The organism is Streptomyces sp. CMB-StM0423, from assembly GCF_002847285.1.
Taxonomy (GTDB): Bacteria; Actinomycetota; Actinomycetes; order Streptomycetales; family Streptomycetaceae; genus Streptomyces.
The window spans coordinates 744,028-763,828 of sequence record NZ_CP025407.1 but is presented as its reverse complement, the minus strand read 5'-3'; the positions used below and the strand labels follow the sequence as shown (position 1 = coordinate 763,828).

Annotated in this window: 15 protein-coding genes; 12 read left to right on the top strand and 3 right to left on the bottom strand. The window is 75.9% G+C overall.

Annotation, left to right across the window (positions count from 1 at the left end):
- The first annotated feature begins 17 nt into the window (after positions 1-17).
- Positions 18-1,142 carry an aminopeptidase P family protein gene (locus CXR04_RS03175; RefSeq protein ID WP_101420380.1) on the top strand — a complete coding sequence of 375 codons (1,125 nt, stop codon included), beginning with the start codon at positions 18-20 and terminating at the stop codon, positions 1,140-1,142.
- Positions 1,143-1,184: 42 nt separating this feature from the next.
- On the opposite strand, the gene CXR04_RS03170 is transcribed toward CXR04_RS03175, so the two are convergent.
- Both CXR04_RS03170 and CXR04_RS03165 read right to left on the bottom strand, forming a co-directional pair.
- Positions 1,185-1,850: a TetR/AcrR family transcriptional regulator gene (locus CXR04_RS03170; RefSeq protein WP_101420379.1), complete on the bottom strand. Its 666-nt coding sequence runs from the start codon at positions 1,848-1,850 to the stop codon at positions 1,185-1,187.
- A gap of 73 nt (positions 1,851-1,923) precedes the next feature.
- Complete coding sequence (locus tag CXR04_RS03165) at positions 1,924-2,238, bottom strand: nuclear transport factor 2 family protein (protein WP_101420378.1); 315 nt, start codon at positions 2,236-2,238, stop codon at positions 1,924-1,926.
- A gap of 444 nt (positions 2,239-2,682) precedes the next feature.
- Here CXR04_RS03165 and CXR04_RS03160 point away from each other — a divergent pair, with 444 nt between their 5' ends.
- The 7 genes from CXR04_RS03160 (at position 2,683) to CXR04_RS03130 (ending at position 10,469) form a co-directional block, all read left to right on the top strand.
- The gene (locus CXR04_RS03160; RefSeq protein ID WP_101420377.1) at positions 2,683-4,224 is read left to right on the top strand and encodes a glycoside hydrolase family 3 protein; all 1,542 of its coding nucleotides are present in this window, start codon (positions 2,683-2,685) and stop codon (positions 4,222-4,224) included.
- A 39-nt stretch (positions 4,225-4,263) separates the two neighbouring features.
- Positions 4,264-5,370, top strand: a complete 1,107-nt coding sequence (locus CXR04_RS03155) for a phytanoyl-CoA dioxygenase family protein (RefSeq protein WP_101420376.1) — start codon at positions 4,264-4,266, stop codon at positions 5,368-5,370.
- Complete coding sequence (locus tag CXR04_RS03150) at positions 5,352-6,665, top strand: DUF6271 family protein (RefSeq protein ID WP_101420375.1); 1,314 nt, start codon at positions 5,352-5,354, stop codon at positions 6,663-6,665. The genes CXR04_RS03155 and CXR04_RS03150 overlap by 19 nt, the downstream gene beginning before the upstream one ends.
- On the top strand, positions 6,662-7,891 hold the full coding sequence (locus CXR04_RS03145) for a type III PLP-dependent enzyme (protein WP_442802351.1): 1,230 nt from the start codon (positions 6,662-6,664) through the stop codon (positions 7,889-7,891). The genes CXR04_RS03150 and CXR04_RS03145 overlap by 4 nt, the downstream gene beginning before the upstream one ends.
- Positions 7,854-8,381 (top strand): GNAT family N-acetyltransferase, encoded by a 528-nt coding sequence (locus CXR04_RS03140; protein ID WP_101420373.1) that lies wholly within the window; start codon positions 7,854-7,856, stop codon positions 8,379-8,381. The genes CXR04_RS03145 and CXR04_RS03140 overlap by 38 nt, the downstream gene beginning before the upstream one ends.
- A gap of 2 nt (positions 8,382-8,383) precedes the next feature.
- A complete protein-coding gene (locus CXR04_RS03135) occupies positions 8,384-9,538 on the top strand; it encodes an MFS transporter (RefSeq protein ID WP_101426163.1) in 1,155 nt (384 codons plus the stop codon).
- Between the two features lie 61 nt (positions 9,539-9,599).
- Positions 9,600-10,469, top strand: a complete 870-nt coding sequence (locus tag CXR04_RS03130) for a 4'-phosphopantetheinyl transferase family protein (protein ID WP_234380022.1) — start codon at positions 9,600-9,602, stop codon at positions 10,467-10,469.
- Positions 10,470-10,496: 27 nt separating this feature from the next.
- Here the strand turns inward: CXR04_RS03130 and CXR04_RS03125 are convergent, their stop codons facing one another.
- Entirely contained in the window at positions 10,497-11,030 is a 534-nt protein-coding gene (locus CXR04_RS03125) for a DUF4188 domain-containing protein (protein WP_234380021.1), read from the bottom strand.
- A gap of 445 nt (positions 11,031-11,475) precedes the next feature.
- Here CXR04_RS03125 and CXR04_RS03120 point away from each other — a divergent pair, with 445 nt between their 5' ends.
- The 4 genes from CXR04_RS03120 to CXR04_RS03105 all read left to right on the top strand — a co-directional run bounded on the left by CXR04_RS03120 (position 11,476) and on the right by CXR04_RS03105 (position 19,778).
- The gene (locus tag CXR04_RS03120; RefSeq protein ID WP_234380020.1) at positions 11,476-12,117 is read left to right on the top strand and encodes an HAD-IA family hydrolase; all 642 of its coding nucleotides are present in this window, start codon (positions 11,476-11,478) and stop codon (positions 12,115-12,117) included.
- Positions 12,118-12,206: 89 nt separating this feature from the next.
- The gene (locus tag CXR04_RS03115; protein WP_101420372.1) at positions 12,207-13,667 is read left to right on the top strand and encodes an acyltransferase domain-containing protein; all 1,461 of its coding nucleotides are present in this window, start codon (positions 12,207-12,209) and stop codon (positions 13,665-13,667) included.
- Positions 13,660-18,852: an SDR family NAD(P)-dependent oxidoreductase gene (locus tag CXR04_RS03110; protein WP_101420371.1), complete on the top strand. Its 5,193-nt coding sequence runs from the start codon at positions 13,660-13,662 to the stop codon at positions 18,850-18,852. The genes CXR04_RS03115 and CXR04_RS03110 overlap by 8 nt, the downstream gene beginning before the upstream one ends.
- On the top strand, positions 18,849-19,778 hold the full coding sequence (locus tag CXR04_RS03105; protein WP_101420370.1) for a 3-oxoacyl-[acyl-carrier-protein] synthase III C-terminal domain-containing protein: 930 nt from the start codon (positions 18,849-18,851) through the stop codon (positions 19,776-19,778). The genes CXR04_RS03110 and CXR04_RS03105 overlap by 4 nt, the downstream gene beginning before the upstream one ends.
- Positions 19,779-19,801 lie beyond the last annotated feature (23 nt).

Below are 19,801 nucleotides of genomic sequence, written 5' to 3'. Positions count from 1 at the left end.
AGCCCCGAGGAGCACGTATGACCGGCGACTTCGCCCCGTTCACCGCCGACGACTACCGCGCCCGCATGCGGCACGCCGCCCGCGCCGCCGCCGGCGCCGGGCTCGCCGGGCTGCTCGTCGCCCCCGGCCCCGACCTCCTCTGGCTCACCGGCTACGCGCCGCCCGCCGCCACCGAGCGGCTCACCCTGCTCGTGCTCGCGCCCGGGGCCGGTCCGGTGCTGGTGGTGCCGAAGCTGGAGGCCGGCGACGCCGCCAAGGCGGCCGGCGGGCCGGCGTTCACCCTGCGCGACTGGACCGACGGCACCAGCCCGTACGCCGTGACCGCACCGCTGCTCGACCCCCGCGGCCGGTACGCCGTCAGCGACGACGCCTGGGCCCTGCACCTGCTCGGGCTCCAGCGCGAACTGCCCGACTCCGGCTACGTCGCCGTCTCCGACGGGCTGCCGATGCTGCGCGCCGTCAAGGACGACGCGGAACTGGCGCGGCTGGCCGCGGCCGGTGCCGCCGCGGACGCCGCGTACGAGGAGATCAGGAAGGCGCGCTTCGCCGGCCGCAAGGAGTCCGACGTGGCCGGGGAACTGGCCGCGCTGCTGCGCCGGTTCGGGCACTCCCAGGTCGACTTCACCGTCGTCGGCTCGGGCCCCAACGGCGCCGACCCGCACCACGAGGCCGGCGAACGGGTCATCCGCGACGGCGACATGGTCGTCCTCGACTTCGGCGGCCTCGTCCACGGTTACGGCTCCGACACGACCCGTACCGTGCACGTCGGCGAGCCCACCGCCGAGGAGCGGGAGATCCACGACGTCGTGCGCGCGGCGCAGGAGGCCGGCTTCCGGGCGGTCCGTCCCGGCGCCGCCTGCCAGGACGTCGACCGGGCGGCGCGCCGGGTCATCGACGACGCCGGCTACGGCGAGTACTTCATCCACCGCACCGGGCACGGCATCGGCACCACCACCCACGAGCCGCCGTACATGATCGAGGGCGAGGAGCAGCCGCTGGTGCCCGGCATGTGCTTCTCCGTCGAGCCCGGCATCTACCTGCCGGGCCGCTTCGGCGTACGCATCGAGGACATCGTCACCGTCACGGAGACCGGCGGGCGGCGGCTCAACGACACGGCCCGCGAGATGGCGATCGTGTCGTAGGCGCCGGCCCCCGGCCGGTCCCGGCCGGCCTTCGGCCGGTTCTCAGCCGGTACGGCCCCGGCGCCGCCCGCGCGCCCGCGGCAGCCGCCGCAGCCCGTTCTCCAGCAGCGCGAACGCCTGCTCGGCGGCCGCCACCGCGCCCGGGTAGCGGTCGTCCGCGGACTCCCCGTACGCCAGCCGCTCGGCGTTCTCCCGGGCCAGCGCCCACTGCACCGCGACGATCTGGGCGGCTGCCAGCCGCGCGGTCGGCTCCGGGACGGCCGCGGTCTCCCGCAGCGCGTCGGCCAGCGCACGCTCCGCGCCGGTCCTGAACCGCTCCATCCGGGCCGCCAGCGAGGGCGTGTCGAGGATCATCCGGTACAGCGCGCGGACGTCCGGCCGGTCATCGAGCCCGGTGGCCGTGGCCCGCTCCCGCAGCCCGCGCAGGACGTGCTCGCGCAGCGCGGCCACCGGTGCGCTGCGCGGCGGGCGGGCGCGTACCGCGCGGGCGGCGTCGGTCTCGTGGTCGGCGAGGCGGTGTGCGACGAGGTCTTCTTTGCTTGGGAAGTACGCGAAGAGCGTGCGCTTGGACACCTCCGCCGCCTCGGCCACCTGGGCGACGGAGACCGCGGCGAAGCCGTGCCGCAGGAACAGGGTGATCGCCGCCTCGGAGAGCGCCTCCCGGGTCCGCTGCTTCTTACGCTCGCGCAGCCCTGGTTTGCCGTCCACGGCGTCACCGTAGCAAACGGGTAACCCGGGAGGATTTCTCCACCAGGTGCAGGATTGCGCCCGGCGCGGAGGCTCACGCCTGCCCGGTGTCGAAGTGGCTGATGCGGTCGCCGTCGACGGTGAAGGACCAGCGGGTGCGCATGCCGCCCCAGGTGGAGTTCGTGTACGTGGCCACGAGCGACCGGCCGTCGGGGCCGACGGACTCGACGTCCATGTGCCCGGCGGAGGAGAAGACCTCCTTGTCGGTCCACGCGGCCAGGTCCCGCTCGGTGCCGTCGTCGGTCATGGTCGCGTCGTCGGTCAGGAGCGCGAAGAACGCGTCCCTGTCACCGGCGTTGAGCGCCGCGACGAAGGCGGCCACGACGGGGTCGGTGAGCTGGGCGGCCATGGGGCACCTCCGGGTTTGCTGCCGTGACGCGCACGCGCCGCGTGCGCCACCTCGCCGCCATTGTCCCGCCGGCACGCCGCCGCCGCAGTCCGGCCGGCGGCCCCTGTCAAAGGCTGTCAACCTCAACACCCGCGAAGGACCGGGGCTTCCCGCCCGGGAGCGCGCCCACGCAACCGCCGTACGGAGCGTGGTCCGCAGGCCACCCGCAGGTCGGCCCCGGCCGCCGAGCGTTGCGGAGCAGGGCATTCCGCCTCCGCCCGGATCGCGGACTTCCTTGACACTCCCGATTGGTATAGGCCAGTATCCGGCATTGGTCTGTACCAAGTCTTTCGTCGCCACGTCAGCCCCTTCCGACCCTCCTTCCACCCCACTCGCACCCGTCGCGCGCCCGGCCCCGCAGTCCGCCGCGGCCGCCGTCCCGCCCCTGCTCCCGCGGAGGTCTCCATGGCAGCCAACAACCCCGAACTCGCCCGGCTTGCCAACTCGGTTCTCCAGCCGGGGTTCGTGGGCACGACCGCGCCCGACTGGCTGCGCCGCAGAATCGGCGAGGGCCTGGCGTCCGTGGTCCTGTTCGGCCGCAACATCGTCCACCCCGAGCAGGTGGCCGCCCTCACCGCCGAGCTGCGCGCCGAGAACCCCGACCTGATCATCGCCATCGACGAGGAGGCCGGCGACGTCACCAGGATCGAGGCCGGCACCGGCGCCACCCGCCCCGGCAACCTCGCCCTCGGCGCCGTCGACGACGTCGAGCTGACCGAGCAGGTCGCGTACGACATCGGCCGCCAACTGCACGCCATGGGCGTCTCGCTCAACTACGCCCCCTCCGCCGACGTCAACTCCAACCCCAAGAACCCCGTCATCGGCGTCCGCTCCTTCGGCGCCCGCACCGACCTCGTCTGCCGGCACACCGCCGCCTGGATCCGCGGCCTGCAGTCCGCAGGCGTCGCCGCCTGCGCCAAGCACTTCCCCGGCCACGGCGACACCAGCGTCGACTCCCACCACGGCCTGCCGCACGTCGCCGCCGACGCCCGCGAGATCGCCCGCACCGCGCTGCCGCCGTTCACCGCCGCCATGGAGGCGGGCGTACGCACCGTCATGACGGCGCACATGCTCATCCCCGCCTACGACGACACCCTCCCCGCCACCCTCAGCCCCCGCATCATCCGCGACCTGCTGCGTGACGAACTCGGCTTCACCGGCCTCGTCGTCACCGACGGCATCGAGATGGGCGCCGTCTCCGATCTGTACGGCATCGACGGCGCCACCGTCCGCGCGCTCGCCGGCGGCGTCGACGCCGTCTGCGTCGGCGGCGAGAACGCCGAGGAGTCCGTCACCACCGACCTGACCGCCGCCATCGTCGCCGCCGTGCGCGACGGCAGCCTGCCCGCGGAGCGGCTCGCGGAAGCCGCCGCCCGGGTACACGAGTTCGCCGCCTGGTCCGCCGCGCTGACCCGCGGCGTCCCCGCCGGCGACCCCCGCGGCGGCGACGGGGCCCACCACGAGATCGGCCTCGTCGCCGCCCGCCGCGCCGTCCGGGTCCACCACGACCCGGCGGGCCCGGCCCGCTTCCCCCTCGCCGGCGATCCGCACGTCGTCGAGTTCTCGCCCGTCACCAGCCTCGCCATCGACGGCCGTACGCCCTGGGGCGTCGCCGAACCGCTGCGCGCCCTGCGCCCCGGCACCACCTCGGTGCGCCTCGGCGAGTCCGAGCTGACCGGCGCGGCCGGCGGCGCCGCTGACGTGCTCGACGGCCGGGCGCTGCGCCCGGCCGACGGCCGCGAGCTGGTCGTCGTCGTCCGCGACGCCGCCCGCCACCCGTGGATGTGGCAGGCCCTGGCCGACCTGCTGCGGCGCCGGCCCGACGCGCTCGTCGTCGAGATGGGGCTGCCCGCCGAGGACCGGCTCGGCGCCGTGCACCTGTCGACCCACGGTGCCACGCGCGTCTCCGGCATCGCCGCGGCCGAGGTCCTCACCGGCGCGGTGTGACGGCAGCACGCAACGAGTTCCACTTCTGGAGGACGTTCCATGCCCGACCCCGGCCCGTACCTTTACCGTGCCGCTTCCGACACCCCGTACTTCAGCGCCGACGGCGAGTCCTACCTCGCCCGCACCCCGTTACGCGACATCCGTAAGTCCCGCCCGCTGCGCGTGCTGTCCGACGAGGACTACGCCCACTGGCAGACCTACGGCTACGTCGTGGTCAGGGAAGCGATACCCGCGGAAGCCGCCGCCCTGCTGCTCGACTTCGCCTGGGACTTCCAGGGCCTGGACCCCGACCGCCCCGAGACCTGGTACGAGGACCGCGAGTTCCGCTCCGACCTCGACCGCGACCTGCACGTCTACGGCTTCGTCGAGGCGTACCAGCACCAGTTGATCTGGGACAGCCGCCAGACCCGCCGCGTCTACGACGCCTTCGCCGACGTCTGGGACTGCGACGAGCTGTGGGTGACGCTCGACCGGCTGAACCTCAACCCGCCCAACGTCGGCAACCGCAGCCGCACCCTCATCGAGCCCAACGACACCGGCTTCGACATCGAGCTGCACTGGGACGTCGACACCACCCTCGCCGTCCTCCCGCAGCGCGTGCAGGGCATCATCGCGCTCAACGACACCCGCCCCGACCGCGGCGGCTTCCAGTGCGCTCCCGAACTGTTCCGCGACTTCGAGAAGTGGAAGCTCGGCCGGCCCGCGGACCGCGACCCGATCCGGCCGAACACCGACCGCGCCGAGTTCCCCGTCGTACGCCCGGAACTGGCCGCCGGCGACCTGCTGATCTGGAACGGGCTGCTGGCCCACGGCGTCGCCGCGAACGCCTCGGAAAGCGGCGTACGCGCCGTGCAGTACCTCTCGATGATGCCCGCCCTGGAGGAGCACGAGCGGCTGCGCCGCTCGCGCGTCGAGTCCTGGCGCACCCTGAGCACCCCCGACTGGAACGCCACCCTGCTCGGCGACTCCCGCCGGCACGAGTCCGAGCGGTACGGACCCGCCGCGCTGACCGGCCTCGGCCGCAAGCTCCTCGGGCTCGACTCCTGGCGCGGGCCCGCGCCGGACGCCGCACCCGGCGGGACCGCCGGGGGCCGGGCCGCGGCGGAGCCGGAGCGGACGGGGGAGCCGTGGCACGCATCTGCCTGACGCTGCCCACGAACCGCGCCTGCGCGGCCACCATCGCCGCCGTCCACGAGGAAGCCGTCCACGCCGCCGCCCACTTCGGCGCCGAGGTGCACTTCCTGATCCTCGACTCCGCCGCCGCCCGCGACCGCGCGGGCCACGCCGCCGCGGTCGCCGGGCTGCCGCCCGTGCCCGGGGTCGTCGTGCACCACCTCGGCGAGGCCGAGCAGCGTACGTTCCTCGCCGCCGTGCTCCGCCGCGCCCGGGTCGCGGGGGCGGAGAAGCTGCTGCGCCTGCTGCTGCCCGACGCCGTGTCGTACGGCGCCTGCACCGACCGCGCGTTCCTCCTCGCCGCCGCCCTCGGCTGCCGCTCGGTGCACCGCCGGGACTCCGACAGCCGCTACCAGACGGCCGGCGGCCGGCCCGTCTTCCCCGTCCACCACGAACTCGCCACCCTCGGGCTTCCCGCCGCCGACGCGGCCCGCCGGGTCGACGCCGACGCGCTGAACCCGCTGCACGCCCACAAGCCCGTCTCGCTCGTCGGCGCCTCCTTCGTCGGCGAGATGTCCGTCGACATCGCCGAGGTCAACGACCTCGATCCCGCCGTCTACCACGACGTCGTGAGCCTCTGGGCGCCGCCGCACTGGCCGGAGGAGCGCAAGCGGGCGCTGGTCGAGGAGTCCTTCAAGGGCGCGGGCACCGAGGCGTTCGGCGGCGACCACGCCGTCCTCGGCGCCGTCGACCCGATGCGCGTCGACATGTGCAACGTCGCCTTCCGCCGCGGCGTGTACGAGGCCGTACCGCTGCCGCCCGCCACCGACACGATCGGCAGCGACTACTTCCTCCTCCACCTCGTCCACGACGCCACCCTGCCCGGCGTCCTGCACAACCGGCACGTCGTCAACTACCACACCGGTGAGCGGAAGACCGGCGCCGGTTTCACCGCGTACCAGATGCGGTTCGCCAAGTTCCTGCTGTCGATGCGGTACTTCAACGTCGTCTACGGCGAACTGGCCGCCGCCGGCGCCGCGCTCCTCGACGACCGGCACCGCCCGCGCGCCGCCGCCGTCGGCGAACCGGTCGCGCGCAGCGCGCGGCTCGACCGCGACGAGAACGTCATGCGGCTGACGGCCCTGGAGATCGGGTACCGCAAGCTCGGCGGCAGATACGCGGAGTTCGCCGGCCTGCTGGCCGCGCGCGGCCCTGACCTGCTGGACGAGGCCGCCCGCGACATGGCCGACTTCGCGCTGCTGATCGCCGCGTGGGAGCCGCTGGTACGGGCGAGCGCGGCGACGGACGTGCCGGGGACCGTCCGGTGACCGCGGCGGTACGGCCCCCGCGGCCGGCCCCGCCGGCGCCCCCCGCGACGACCGCCGCCGTGACCGCGCGGCTGCGCGCCGCACTCGCCGCCGCCGACGACGACCGGATCATCTACGACCTGCCCGGCATCGAGGAGCGCTACGACGAGCTGCGGCGCCGGCTGCCCGGCGTCGACGTCAGGTTCGCGATGAAGGCGTGCCCCGTCGACGAGGTGCTCGCCCGGCTCGCGGAGAAGGGCGCCGGGTTCGACGCCGCCAGCCCCGGCGAGGTCGCGCAGGCGCTCCGCACCGGCGCGCCCGCGGCCCGTATCCACTACGGCAACACCGTCAAGTCCGACCGCGGCATCCTCGCCGCGCACCGCCTCGGGGTCCGCGACTTCGCCACCGACAGCCCCGAGGACGTGCTGGCCATCGCCGCACTCGCTCCCGGCGCGCGGGTGTTCTGCCGGCTCGCCACCAGCGGCGAGGGCGCGCTGTGGGGGCTCAGCCGGAAGTTCGGCTGCACGCCCGGGGAGGCGGTGCGGGTGCTCGCCGGGGCACGGGCCGCGGGGCTCACCCCGGCCGGTCTTTCCGTGCACGTCGGCTCGCAGCAGATGACGGCCGCGGCGTGGCGCCGCGCCTTCGACACCTTCGCGGACGTGCTGGCGGCCCTGGCCCGGCGCGGCATCCACCTCGACCATGTCAACCTCGGCGGCGGCCTGCCCGCGCTCGGCTACCGTGACCTGCGCGGCCGGCCGCTGGTGCCGGAGCTGGACGAGACGTTCGCGGCGATCCGCGCCGGCATGGCGCGGCTGCGCGCCGCGGCCCGCGGCCCGCTGCGCTTCGTCGTCGAGCCGGGCCGGCACCTGGTCGCCGACCACGGCGCGATCCGGGCGCACGTCGCGCGGCTCTCCTCACGGCGGCACCCGGACGGCGGGCGGGGCTACTGGCTCTTCCTGAGCTGCGGCAAGTTCAACGGCCTGTACGAGGTCGACCAGTTGCAGTACCCGCTGGTGTTCCCCTCCCACGGCGCCGCCGCGGAGCTGGTGCCGGCCGTCGTCGCCGGACCCACCTGCGACAGCGACGACGTCCTGGCGGAGGGCCGCGTACCGGTGCAGGTGCCCAGGGCGGCCGCGTCCGGGGATCCGGTGTGGATCCTCTCCAGCGGCGCGTACGCCGTCAGTTACATGACCCGGGGGTTCAACGGCTATGGCCCGCTACCGCACACCTGCCTGCGCGCCGGCTGACGTGCGCATCCGGCACATCGCCGCCCACGACTGGGGCGCCATCGCCGCGCTGGAGGACCGCGCGTACGCCGGCCGGGCGCTCGCCGAGGGCCGGGCGGCCCTGGAGTCGCGCGGCCGGGCCTCGCCCGGCACCTGCTTCGTCCTGGACGCCGACGGCGCCCCGGAGGGCTACTTACTGGCGCTGCCGTACCCGGAGTTCCGCTGTCCCGACCTGCGCGGCGCGGAGGAGTCCCGGCACGCCACCGAGAACCTGCACCTGCACGACATCGTCGTGGCCGAGCACCTGCGCGGCGCCGGCCTCGCGGGGCGCCTGCTCGCCCGGCTCACCGCCACCGCCCGCGCCCGCCGGTTCCGCCGGATCTCCCTCGTCGCCGTCGCCGGCACCTCGGCGTTCTGGACCCGCCGCGGCTACCGCCCGCACTACGACGTGGCACCCCCGCCCGGCTACGGCCCGTGGGCGGTCTACATGTCCAGGGAAGCGGGCCGATGACGATGCCGCGGATACGCGACGACTTCCGCCGCGCCCAGGTGGCCATCGCGGCGCTCTTCTGCTTCCTGGGCTTCCAGTACGTCACCTGGGTGTCCCGGCTGCCGCGGGTCAAGGACGAGCTGGACCTGACGGCGACCGAGCTGGGGCTGCTGCTCATGGCCTGCGGCGCGGGTGCGGCGGCCTCCTTCCCGCTGGTCGCCCACCTCATGAAGGCGATCGGCGCCAAGCGCCTCGCGTTCGCCTCGGCCGGCGCCCTGCTGCTGTTCCTGCCCGCGTTCGCCGCCGCGCCCGACTACCCGGTGGCGCTGGTCGTGGTTGCGGCCGACGGTGTCGCCGTCGGCTGCCTGAACGTGGCGATGAACGCGCAGGGTGCCGCGCTGGAGAAGATCCACGAGCGCACCGCCATGGCGAAGATGCACGCGACGTTCAGCGCCGGGTCGCTGGCCGCCGCGCTGCTGGCGTCCGCCGTCCAGACCGCGACCGAGGAGATGGCCGCGCACTTCGCGGTGGCCGCGGTGCTGCTCCTCGCGCTGCTCGCCGTCGCCCGCACCGGGCTGCCCGCCGAGGACGGCTTCCGGCAGCCGGAGAAGGAGCGCCGCCGCCGGCGGCTGCCCTCGCGCGTCACGCTGTGGATGGGGTGCGCGATGGCCCTCGGCACCCTCACCGAGGGCGCCATGAACGACTGGTCGACGCTCTACCTGGAGGACGTCGCCGACGCGGCGCCCGAGATCGCGCCGCTCGGCATCGCGGTGGTCTCCGTGATGATGGTCGTCGCCCGCCTCTTCGCCGACGGCTGGCGCACCCGCTGGGGCGACGGCCCCGTGGTCAGGCTCGGCAGCGCGCTGGCGGGCACGGGCCTCGCCCTCGCGGTGCTCGCGGGCGGGGTGGTGCCGGCGCTCCTCGGGTTCGCGTGCGTCGGGCTGGGCGTGGCGGCCGTGACGCCGTGCGTGTACGTCGCGGCCGCCCGGGAGGGGCCCGACGCGCTGTCCCTGGTGGCGTCGATGGGCACCACGGGGCTGCTGGGCGGGCCCGCGGTGATCGGCTTCATCGCGGGTGGTGCCGGGCTGGCGTGGGGCATGGGTGCCGTCGCCGCGTCCGCGCTGCTCGTATCGCTGTGCACGACGCGTATACGCTGGCCCGCGCTGAGCAACGCCTGAGCGCCGCCGGGCGCGAACGGGGCGGCGCGGAGGGGCTGTTCGAAACGGGGGTGAGACGGCGATGGCGGAGCACGCGCGAGGCCGGGCGCCGGAGCGGGACGGGGGAGTTCCCGGGGAAGCGGCCGGGGCGGCTGCGGTGGCGAGCGGCGCCGGCGCGGCCGGAGCCGCGGACGGGTCCGGGGCGGCGGTGCGGGTCGCGGACGCGCCCGGCGGTGTCTTCGCGGGCGTACGGGTCACGCCCGGCGCCGCCGCGCCGCCGGGGCTGCCGGGGGGCGCGCGGGTCTGGGCGTTCGACGCCGGGCCCGGCGCAGAGCCCGACCTGTCGGCGCTCGACGACGCCGAGCGGCGGCGGCACGCGAGCTTCCTGCGCCGGGCCGACCGGATCCGCTACGGCGTCGCCCACGCCGAGCTGCGCCGGCTGCTGGGCGAGCTGACCGGCACCGCGCCCGCGGCGCTCCGCTTCGGCCGGCGGGCCTGCCCCCGGTGCGGCGGTCCGCACGGCCGGCCGGTGCTCGAACGGCCCGCGGGCGGCCCGGAGTTCTCGCTGTCGCACGGCGGTGCGCTGGTGCTCGTCGCCGTCGCGCCCGGCCCGGTGGGCGTCGACGTGGAGCCGGTCAAGGCCGCGCCGCCCGAGCCGAGTGTGGTGGAGCGGCTGCACCCGGCGGAGCGCGCGGTGGTGCGGACGGCGCCTGAGGCGCTGCGCTCCGCCGCGTTCACGCGGCTGTGGACGCGCAAGGAGGCGTACCTCAAAGGACTCGGCGTGGGCCTCGGCCGCGCCCTCGACGCGGACGACGTCTCCACCGCCGTGCCGGGCTGGCACCTGGTCGATCTGGCGCCGGGGAACGGCCACGCGGGGGCGCTGGCCGTGGTGTCCGCGGGCGTCGCGGACACCGTCGGGGAAATCCGCACACGCGGCGCCGAATTACCCTGATCCGGTGCCTCCCGCCGCCTTCCAGGCTCATTCCGGTTCGGCTCTGCGGCCCGGTTCCGCGCTGAAAGCGGCGCCGAGCCCGAATTCCGGCATGTTGATATAGCGGGCCTCATAGGATCCCGGCTGCACGTGGTACAGCTCGTGCCAGATGCCGACGTCCCCGCCGCTGCCGACGGCGCGGTTGAACCACTTCCAGTACGACCTGTGCCGGTGTTCCCGCGATTTCGAGAACTCCTCGATGTGTGCGGCCGAACGCCAGTACTGCACGACCGTGATCGTACGTCCCCTGCGGCTCATTCTGCTGCCCAGCAGTCCGAGTTCCGGATCCTCGCCGAGTTCCACCAGCAGCTTCGGCATCGCGGTGAACGCCGGCCACCACCTGTGCACCTTCCAGAGGTAATTGATCCGCATTCCCACAAGGAAGAGGACGAATCCGTGGCCGGTGTCGACATTCACCCTGCCCTGCTCTATCCGCGCCATGTCGTCCGGGTCCCTTCCGGGGTCGTCGCGCTCGCCGAGCCGGTCGCGGTCATCGTAGAGCGTCCTCGCCGTCGGCAACATCGCCTGTACAGAGGGCAGTTGAGTGCCCAAAAGGGCAACATCCGCCGTTGCCCCCCCGAGTGCTTATATATCCGGCAAATATTTTGCGAGAAAAGAATGGTTCAGACCAACGGATTGCATGTACGATGACGCTCGCTCGAACGTAAAACCGAACGCGCGATGGCCTGCGGTCATCACCCGACTACTGTTCGTCACACTCTGGACACGGCACCACATAACCCTCGCTGCACTGCCTGAAGTTCACCTTGCACGGAACGGACAGGTACTTATGTGGAAGGCGGCCCGCGTGGAGATTCCGGTGGACTCCGCGCAACAGCCGGGACGAAACGGCAACGAACTCGACGAAGGCACGGCGTCCTTGACCGCGCGGGCGGGCAAGGTTACTGGCAAGTTGTTCACAGAAACCCCCAAGGCGGGTGCGAGCAGGACGCATTCCCTCCTGAATGTGGGATTCCGCGATGTCGGCGACCACGGCAGGACGCGTTCGCTCGACGTACACGCCGTGCTGTTCGACATGGACGGCACACTGGTGGAATCCGCGGCCGCAATGGACCGTCACACCCGCAGGTGGGCGAGGCGCCATTCCCTCGACCCGGAGAAGGTCATCCGGGCCTCCCACGGGCGCCGCGACATCGACGTCATCCGCGAACTGGCCCCGCACGCCGACCCGCACGCCGAGCTGGCCTGGTTCGACCACCTGTCCTGCACCGACGCCGCCGGCGTCCGCGCCGCACCAGGCGCCCGGCGGCTGCTCGACGCCCTGCCCCCGCGCCGCTGGGGGCTGGTGACCTCCGCGACCCGGAGCGTCGCCCGCAGCCGGATGGCGGCAGCCGGGCTGCCGCTGCCCGACGTCCTGGTCTGCGCCGAGGACGTCACCGCCGGCAAGCCCAGCCCCGAGGGGTACCTGACCGCCGCCGCCCGCGTCGGCGCACCCCCGTCGTACTGCCTCGTGGTCGAGGACGCCGACGTCGGCCTGCGCGCCGCCCGCGCCGCGGGCATGCCCGCGCTCGCGGTCGCCGGACCGCCGGGCCCCGTCCACGGCCACCGGATCGCGGGCCTCGGCGCCCTCTCCGTCACCGCCCACTGACCCACCACCCAGTCGTACGCGCCGCCCCCGTGCCGACGGGGGCCGCGGTCACGGCTGCCGTTCTCACGCCACGCGAAGGGGAGGCGGAGATGGATCTCAGAACCGCACTGCTGCTGCCGGGCCAGGGCGCCTACCGGCCCGGCGCGTTCGCCGGGCCGGTGAGCGCCCCGGTCGCCGAGCTGCTGGCCGTCGTCGACGGAGTCGCCGCCGAGTTCGGCCACGCCCCGGTCTCGCCGCTGCTCACCGACGCCGGCACCGACGCCGCGGACGGCCGCCGGCTCGCCGGGACCGACCCGTTCGCGCTCCAGCTCGCGATCTACGCGGCGGCGCTCGTGTACGCCCGCGAGGCCGACCTGCGCGCGCCCGCCGACGTCGTACTCGGCCACAGCATGGGTGAGATGGCCGCCGCCGCCCACGCCGGCTGCTTCACCGCCGCAGACGGCGCCCGCATCGCCGCCCACCGCGCCCGCGCCCTGGAGCACTGCGCGGCCGGCACCGGCGGCATGCTCGCACTCACCCTGCCGGCCCGCCGCGCCACCGCGCTGCTCGCCGCCGCGGAGCTGCCGGGCGCCCGGCTCGCGGTCGTCAACGCGCCGCGGCACGTCGTCGTCTCAGGACCCGGGGATGCCCTCGGCCGCCTCGCCGCGCTCGCCGACGTCCTCGGCGTACGGGCCGTCCGGCTCACCGCGCCGTACCCGTTCCACAACCCGCTGCTGGCCACCGCCCAGGCCGAGTTCGCGGCGGCGATCGAGGGCATCCCCGAGCGCCCGGCGCAGCGCCGCCTGTACTCGCCGGCCCTCGGCGGGCTCGTCACGGACGACACCGACGTCAAGGCTTCGCTGATCGCACAGGTGACCCGGCCCGTCGACTTCCTCGCCGCCCTGCGCGAGTTGCAGACCTACGGGCTGGAGTCGGTGGTGGAGTGCGGCCGCGCGGGACTCGGGGAACTGGTCCGGCAGGCGGTGGGCTGCGGGGCGCAGACGGCGGACCGGTGGCTCGCGACGGGTACGCGGGAGGGGCCGGCGGCACCGGCCGCCGGGGCGGCCGCACAGGTCGCCGTGCCGATGGCGCCTCCGGTGCCCGACTCCGGTGCCTGGGCGCCGGTCTCGGCGCCTGCGGCGCGGGAGCGGCCTGCGGCGGCGATACCGGTGGCGGAGCCCGCCCCCGTTCACGTACCCGCAACGGCGCCCGCGGCGCCGGATCCCACGGCGGCCGGGCCCGCGGCGCGCGTCCCCGGCCCCGTACCCGCGCTTTCACCCGCCGGGCCCGCCGCGGGCGGAGACGTGCTCGCCGCACTTCAGCAGGTCTACGCCGACCGGCTCGGGTACCCCGTCGAGGCCATGGACCCCGACGCCGACCTCGAAGGCGACCTCGGCATCGACTCGCTCAAGCGCATGGAGGTGCTGAGCACGCTGATCGACCGCTTCGGCCTGCACCACGTGGCCGACGACACCCGCTTCGCCCTGCAGTCCACCCTCGGCGGCCTCGCCCGCCTCATCGACGAGACCGGCCGCACCACCGCCCCCACCGCCGTACGGGCCGATGGCTGACGGCACCGGGGGCGGCGCCCGGCGCCCGCCGCGCTACCGCGTCGAGGCCGCCGCCACCGACCGCGCCGCCGCGGAAGCCGCCGCAGCCGCGCTGCGGGCGCGCGGCCTGGACGCCGCCGTACGTACCGCGGGCTCGCTGCCGTCGCCGGCGGCGGCCGGCGGCCCCGTCGACCCCGGCGCGATCGTCGCCGTCGGCATGGGCCTGGCCGTGCCGGGCGCCGGCTCGCCCGACGAGCTGTGGGACCTGCTGCGCGACCGCGTACCGCAGTTCAGCGAGCCCGGCGACCGCATGGACATCGACGCGCTGTGGTCCGCGGACCCGGCCGCGCCGGACAAGACGTACACCCGCACCTCCGGCTTCATCCACGACCTGCGCCCCCACCCCCGGCTGCGCGCCGAACTCGCCGCCGGCCGTGCCCCGCAGCGCGAGCCGAGCGGCCGGTGGCTGCGGCACAGCGTCCTCCAGGCGCTCGACGGGGTGCGTCTCGACGCCGGTACGCGCACCTTCGCCGCCGTCGGCATGACCGCGGACGGCGGCCACGCCGCCGAGCACGGCCTCCTGCGGCACGGCGCCCGGCTGCTGGCCGGGCCGGCGGCCGCGGATCCCGACCCGCTGGCCGCGCTCTACCCGGCCGGCTCGCCCGACCTCGCCGACACCGCGCCGTACCGCGTGGTGCGTGACGCGCTCGCCGGCATCGCGGACCCGGTGGAGACCGTCGTCGTCGACACGGCCTGCTCCTCGTCCCTCTACAGCTTCGACTTCGGCATGCGCGCGCTCCGCGAGGGCCGCGCGGACGTCGCGCTCTGCGGCGGCACGTACTCCGTCAACGCCCAGACCATGGTGCTGTTCGCGAAGCTCGACGGGCTGGCGAGGGGCGACCGTGTGCGCTCGCTGGACCGCGGCGCGGACGGCGTGCTGTTCTCGGACGGCGCCGCGGTCGTGGCGCTCAAGACGTACGCGCGCGCCCTCGCCGACGGCGATCCGGTCCTGGGTTTCGTCCGCGGCTTCGGCGGCTCGTCCGACGGGCGCGGCAAGGCGGTGTACGCGCCGAACCCCGCCGGGCAGCGGATCGCCCTCGAACGGGCCTGGGCGGCGGCCGGCGTCGGGCCCGAGGACGTCGACTGGATCGTCGCCCACGCGACCGGCACCGCCGCCGGCGACCAGGCGGAGCTGCGGGCGCTGGCCGCCGCGGCGCCCGGCAGGCGGTGGACGCTGACGTCGAACAAGTCGCTGATCGGCCACACCGGTTGGGCGGCGGGCGCGGTCAACGTCATTCACGCGCTGCTCGCGCTCCGCCACGAGGCGATCCCCGCCCAGCACCTCTACGCGGGACCGATCGCGGGCGATGTCACCGTTCCCGTACGGACCCTGCCCTGGCGGGCGTCGCCGGACGGCCGGGCCCGTACGGCGGGAGTCTCGGCGATGGGCTTCGGCGGCACGAACGCGCACGTCGTCGTCAGCGACCGCCCCGGTCCGGCCGCCCCCGCGGCCGCGGACCCGGCACCGGTCGTGGTGGTGGCGACGACGGTCCTGGAGCCGCCGTCCCCGGGCCCGGTCTTCGGCGCGTCGTTCCCGGCTCCCGCGCCGCTCGAAGTGCGGCTGCCGCCCGCGGTGCTGGAGCGGCTGGACCGCAGCCAGCTCATGGCGCTGCGGTGCGCGCTGGAGCTGCGGCCCGGGTGGGAGGATCCCGGACTCCTCGCCCGTACGGGGGTGTTCGTCGGCCACAGCGGTCAAGTGCGGCAGGCGCTGGCGTGCGCACTGCGGGCGTACCTGGACGACATCGAGACGCGGGCGGAGGGGGACGTGTCCGCGCTGACGGCGGGCGTACGGGCGCTGGCGCCCGCGAGCAACAGCGACTCCCTGCCGGGGCTGATGCCCAACATCATCGCCTCCCGCGTGGCCCAGCTCCTCGACCTGCACGGCCCGAACATGACTCTGGACGCAGGCCCTGACTCCTCCCACGCGGCCCTGGCGGCGGCCTGCCGCCACCTCGCGACGGGCGAGCTGGCCGCAGCGGTGGTGATCGGCACGACGGCTGCGGCGGAGATGGTGACGCCACCGGCGGGCGGGATCACGACGGAGACCGCGGCGGCGGCGGTCCTGATGCGCCGGGAGGAGGCGGAGGCGCGGGGCCTGCGGGTGCTGGGGGAGTTGCGGGTGGGGCCGCCCGCGGGTGCGGGAGCGGACATCCGCGGAGGTGCCGACACGGCCGCGGCGGGGGAGCCGGCGGCGGCCGGCGGGCCCGGTGCCGTGCACGGCGCACGCCTGGATGCGGCGCCGTCGCCGCGGGCGGCAGCCGACCGCCCCCTCGCCGCGTCGAGCGCTGACGCGGCGGACCTGGAGCCGTACTTCCACGCCGCCGAAGGGCTCGTCGCCCTGCACCGCGCCGTGCGCGCGAACGACGCGGCGGCGGAGCTGACCCCGGTCGCGCCCGGCACCCCCGCGCTCACCTACCGGCCGGAGTCGCCCGCGGCCCCGGACCGGCTGGGCGACCTGCGCCCGTACGTCCTGCACCTGAAGCGCCTGGACCGCCCCGAGGCACGCCCCGCGCTGCCCGCGCTCCCGCCGGACTCCCTCGTGCTGACGAACACCCCGGAGGCGCTGGCCGGTCTCGAACTGCCGCCGGGCTGCGTCGTCGCGGCGCCGCGCGCGGCGCACCCGGGGCCGGCACCGGACGTCCACGTACTCGACGCCCCGGAGGACCTGGCCGGCATCGTGACGGGCCGCGACCTCCGCCACGTGCGCGTCCTCTTCGACACGGCGCCTCGCCCGGGTGCCGCGGCGGACGCGGCGCGGGGGCGCGCGTCCGTGCCGGGAGCGGCGGCTGGCGACGCCGTCCCGCCCGCCGGCGTGGCGCACACGCCCGCGGTCCCGCCGGGCGGCGAAGCCGCCCCGGCGCACGCGGCGTCCGCGCCTCACGGGGCCCACCCGCCGTCCGGCGCTCCCCGGCCCGCCGCCCTGCCGAGCGACTCCCTCCCCGCCGCCGCCCTCGAACTGCAGGACCTCGCCTTCGCCGCCGCGCACCTCCTCGCCGAACCCCTCGACGACCGCGGGTCCTTCGCCGTCCTCGTCCTCGACCCCGGCGATCCCGCGCCCGACCCCGCGACCGGGCTCTTCGCCGGGCTCGTGCGGGCCCTCGGCGCCGATCTGCCCGGCGCGCTCGTCTACGCCGTCGTGGCGGATACCCCGGACCTGCCCGCCGGGCTCGACCTGCTGAGCCGGGAGTCCGCCGTCGAGCGGCATCTCGGCGTCGCCCACCACCGCCGCGGCGTACGGGCAGAAGCCGTGCTCGCGCCCGCCGCCGACCGGCCCGCCGCGGCCCCGCTGCCGCGCGCGCCCGTCGTCGTCGCCACCGGCGGCGGCCGGGGCATCACCGCCGAACTCGTGGGCCAGCTCGCCGGGCTGTCCCGGCCCGCCGCGATCTGGCTGCTCGGCTCCGGCCCCGCCCCCGGTCCCGAGGACGCCGGGGAACCCCCCGCCGACCGGGCCGCCGCCCTGCGGCGGTTGATGGCCGAGCACCCCGGTGCGAAGCTCGCCGAGCTGAACCGCCGCCACAACCGCGCGCTGCAAGCCGCCGAGCGCGGCCGCACCCTCCGCCGGCTCGCCGCCCGCTACGGCGCCGACCGCGTGCACTACCGGCAGTGCGACGTGCTCGACCCCGCCGCCCTGCGGGCCGTGGCCGCCGAGATCGCCGCGGCCGGGGGCGCCGACGTCGTCGTGCACGGCGCGGGCGTCGAGCGGGCCACGGCGCTGCGGCGCAAGACGCCCGCGGAGTTCCGGGCCGTACGGGACGTGAAGGTGCGCGGCTGGCTGAACCTCCGCGCCGCGTTCGCCGCCCACGCCCCCGCGCTGTGGCTGGCGATCAGCTCGGTCACCACCGTCGTGGCCCGGCCCGGCGAGGCCGACTACATCTCCGCCAACGAGTTCCTCACCCACGCCGCCGCCCACGCCCGCGCCACCGCCGGCGCCGACGCGCACGCCCTGGTCTCCGGCCTGTGGACCGAGAGCGGGATGGTGACGCACACCCAGGTCCAGGACGCGTACCTGGCCCGCGAGGACAACTTCACCCACCTCGACGACGCCCTCGGCCGCCGCTACTTCCGCACCGAACTCCTGCACCGCAGCGGCGGCTCCCGCACCTCCGTGTGGCTCGGGGAGACCGAGTGGCGCATGCTCGCCGCCGTCGCGCCGGAGCTGCGCGCCGCCGGCGCGCGGCCGCCGGCCCCTGCCGGGGCCTTCGTCCGCGGGCCCGGCGCGCCCGCCGAAGGCGGCGGCACGGCCTGGGAGGTACGCCTCGGGCTGGACGGCCACGGGTACGTGCGCGACCACCGGGTGGACGAACGGCCCACCCTGCCGGGGACGTTCATCATGGAGATCGCCGCCGAGGCCGCCGCCGCGGTCGGTGCCGGACGGCCGGTGGCGATCGTGGACGCGGTGTTCGCGCGGTTCGTGCGCGCCGCGGAGGAGCAGTGGCCGCGGCGGCTGGTGGTCACCGCGCGGGCGGAGACGCCAGGACGGGTCCGGGTGGTCGTCGCCGGCCCGCCCAGGGGGCCCATCCCGGCGCAGGAGTACAGCCGGATGACGGTCCACCTCGACGCCTCGTACGGTCCCCGGCCCGATCCCGAGCCCGCCGCGGCCGGTCTCGTGCCCGCCCGCGACGCCTACGCACTCGCCGGCTCCCCGGTCCTGCTCCGCGGCATGTTCGACTCGCTCCGCGAGCTTCGTACGGGCCCCGCAGGCGGCTCCGCGCGGCTGCAGCTGCCGCCTCCCGGACACCTCGGCCCGCTACGGGACTTCCTCCTCCCCGCGCTGGCCATGGACAGCCTCCTCCGGGCCACCGCCGCCACCGCTGCCGCCGGCTCCACCTCCACCGAAGCCGCCGCCGCGCCGGTCCCCGTGCCCGTCCGCATCGACCGGTTCGACCTCTTCGCCCCCGGCAACGACGCCGCGCTCGCCGAGGCCCCCGCCCCGGTCGGCCTGCGCCACCGCACCGCCGCCGACGGCACCGTGGCCCGCTGCGAGGCGGTCGGCGACGGGGGCCGGGTGCTGTTCGCGTTCACCGGGCTCGCGACCCGCGACAAACGGGCCGCGGCAACGCTCGCCACCCGGCCCGCGGAGCCGGGGCGGAACCCCGGCCCGCCGCCCCCGTCCCGTACCGCCGCCGCCGGAAGGAGCGCCCGATGACCGCCCTGTACGACGTGGCCGCCCACGTCGCGCCCGTGTCGGTGCCCATCGCCGACCTCGCCCCCCGCCTCGGCGTCGGCGACCGCGATCTCGCCCTGTTCCACCGCTACTTCGGCCTCCGCGACGTCCGCATGTCGCCCGGCGCGGGGCTGCGTGAGATGACCGTGGCCGCCGCCCGCGAGCTGACCGCGCTCGCGGGCAACGAGCACCGCGTGTCGTACGTCGTCAGCGCCAGAACCATCCCCATCGGCTCCCGCGCCTCGCAGAACCCCGTGCACGACGCCGCCGGCGAACTCGGCCTCGGGCACGCCGCCGTCTTCACCGTCACCCAGCAGGCGTGCTCCTCGGGACTCGCCGCCGTGGACCTCGCCGGCCGGCTCCTCGCCGAGGACGGCGACCCCGGCGCGCTGGCGCTCGTCGTCGCGGGCGAGAAGGCCGACTGGCCCACCGCCCAGCTCATCCCGGGCACCACCGTGATGGGCGAGTCCTCGGCCGCCTGCCTGGTGTCGGCGGGCGGCGGCGGCGACGTGCTGCGCAGCTACGTCACCCGTACCTTCGGCGAGTACCACGACGTGAAACTCCCGCCGCCGCGCGGCGAGGAGTTCGAGCGGCGCTACGCGGAGCGGCTGACGACCGTGATCCGCGAGGCGGTGGCCGCGGCCGGGATCCCGCTGGAGGACCTGGCGTGGATCCTGCCGCACAACGTCAACCGCATCTCCTGGGCGAAGGCGGCGCACCTGCTGGACTTCCCGCGCTCGCGCATCTGCCTGGACAACGTCGCCGCGCTCGGGCACTGCTTCGGCGCCGACTCCTTCATCAACTACGTGACCCTGCGCGACGCCGGCCGGCTCCGCCAGGGCGACTGCTACCTGATGGCCGCGGTGGGGCTCGGCGCCACCTTCGCGGCCGCGGTGTTCCGCCACTGACGGCGGCCCGCCCGCCACGGACA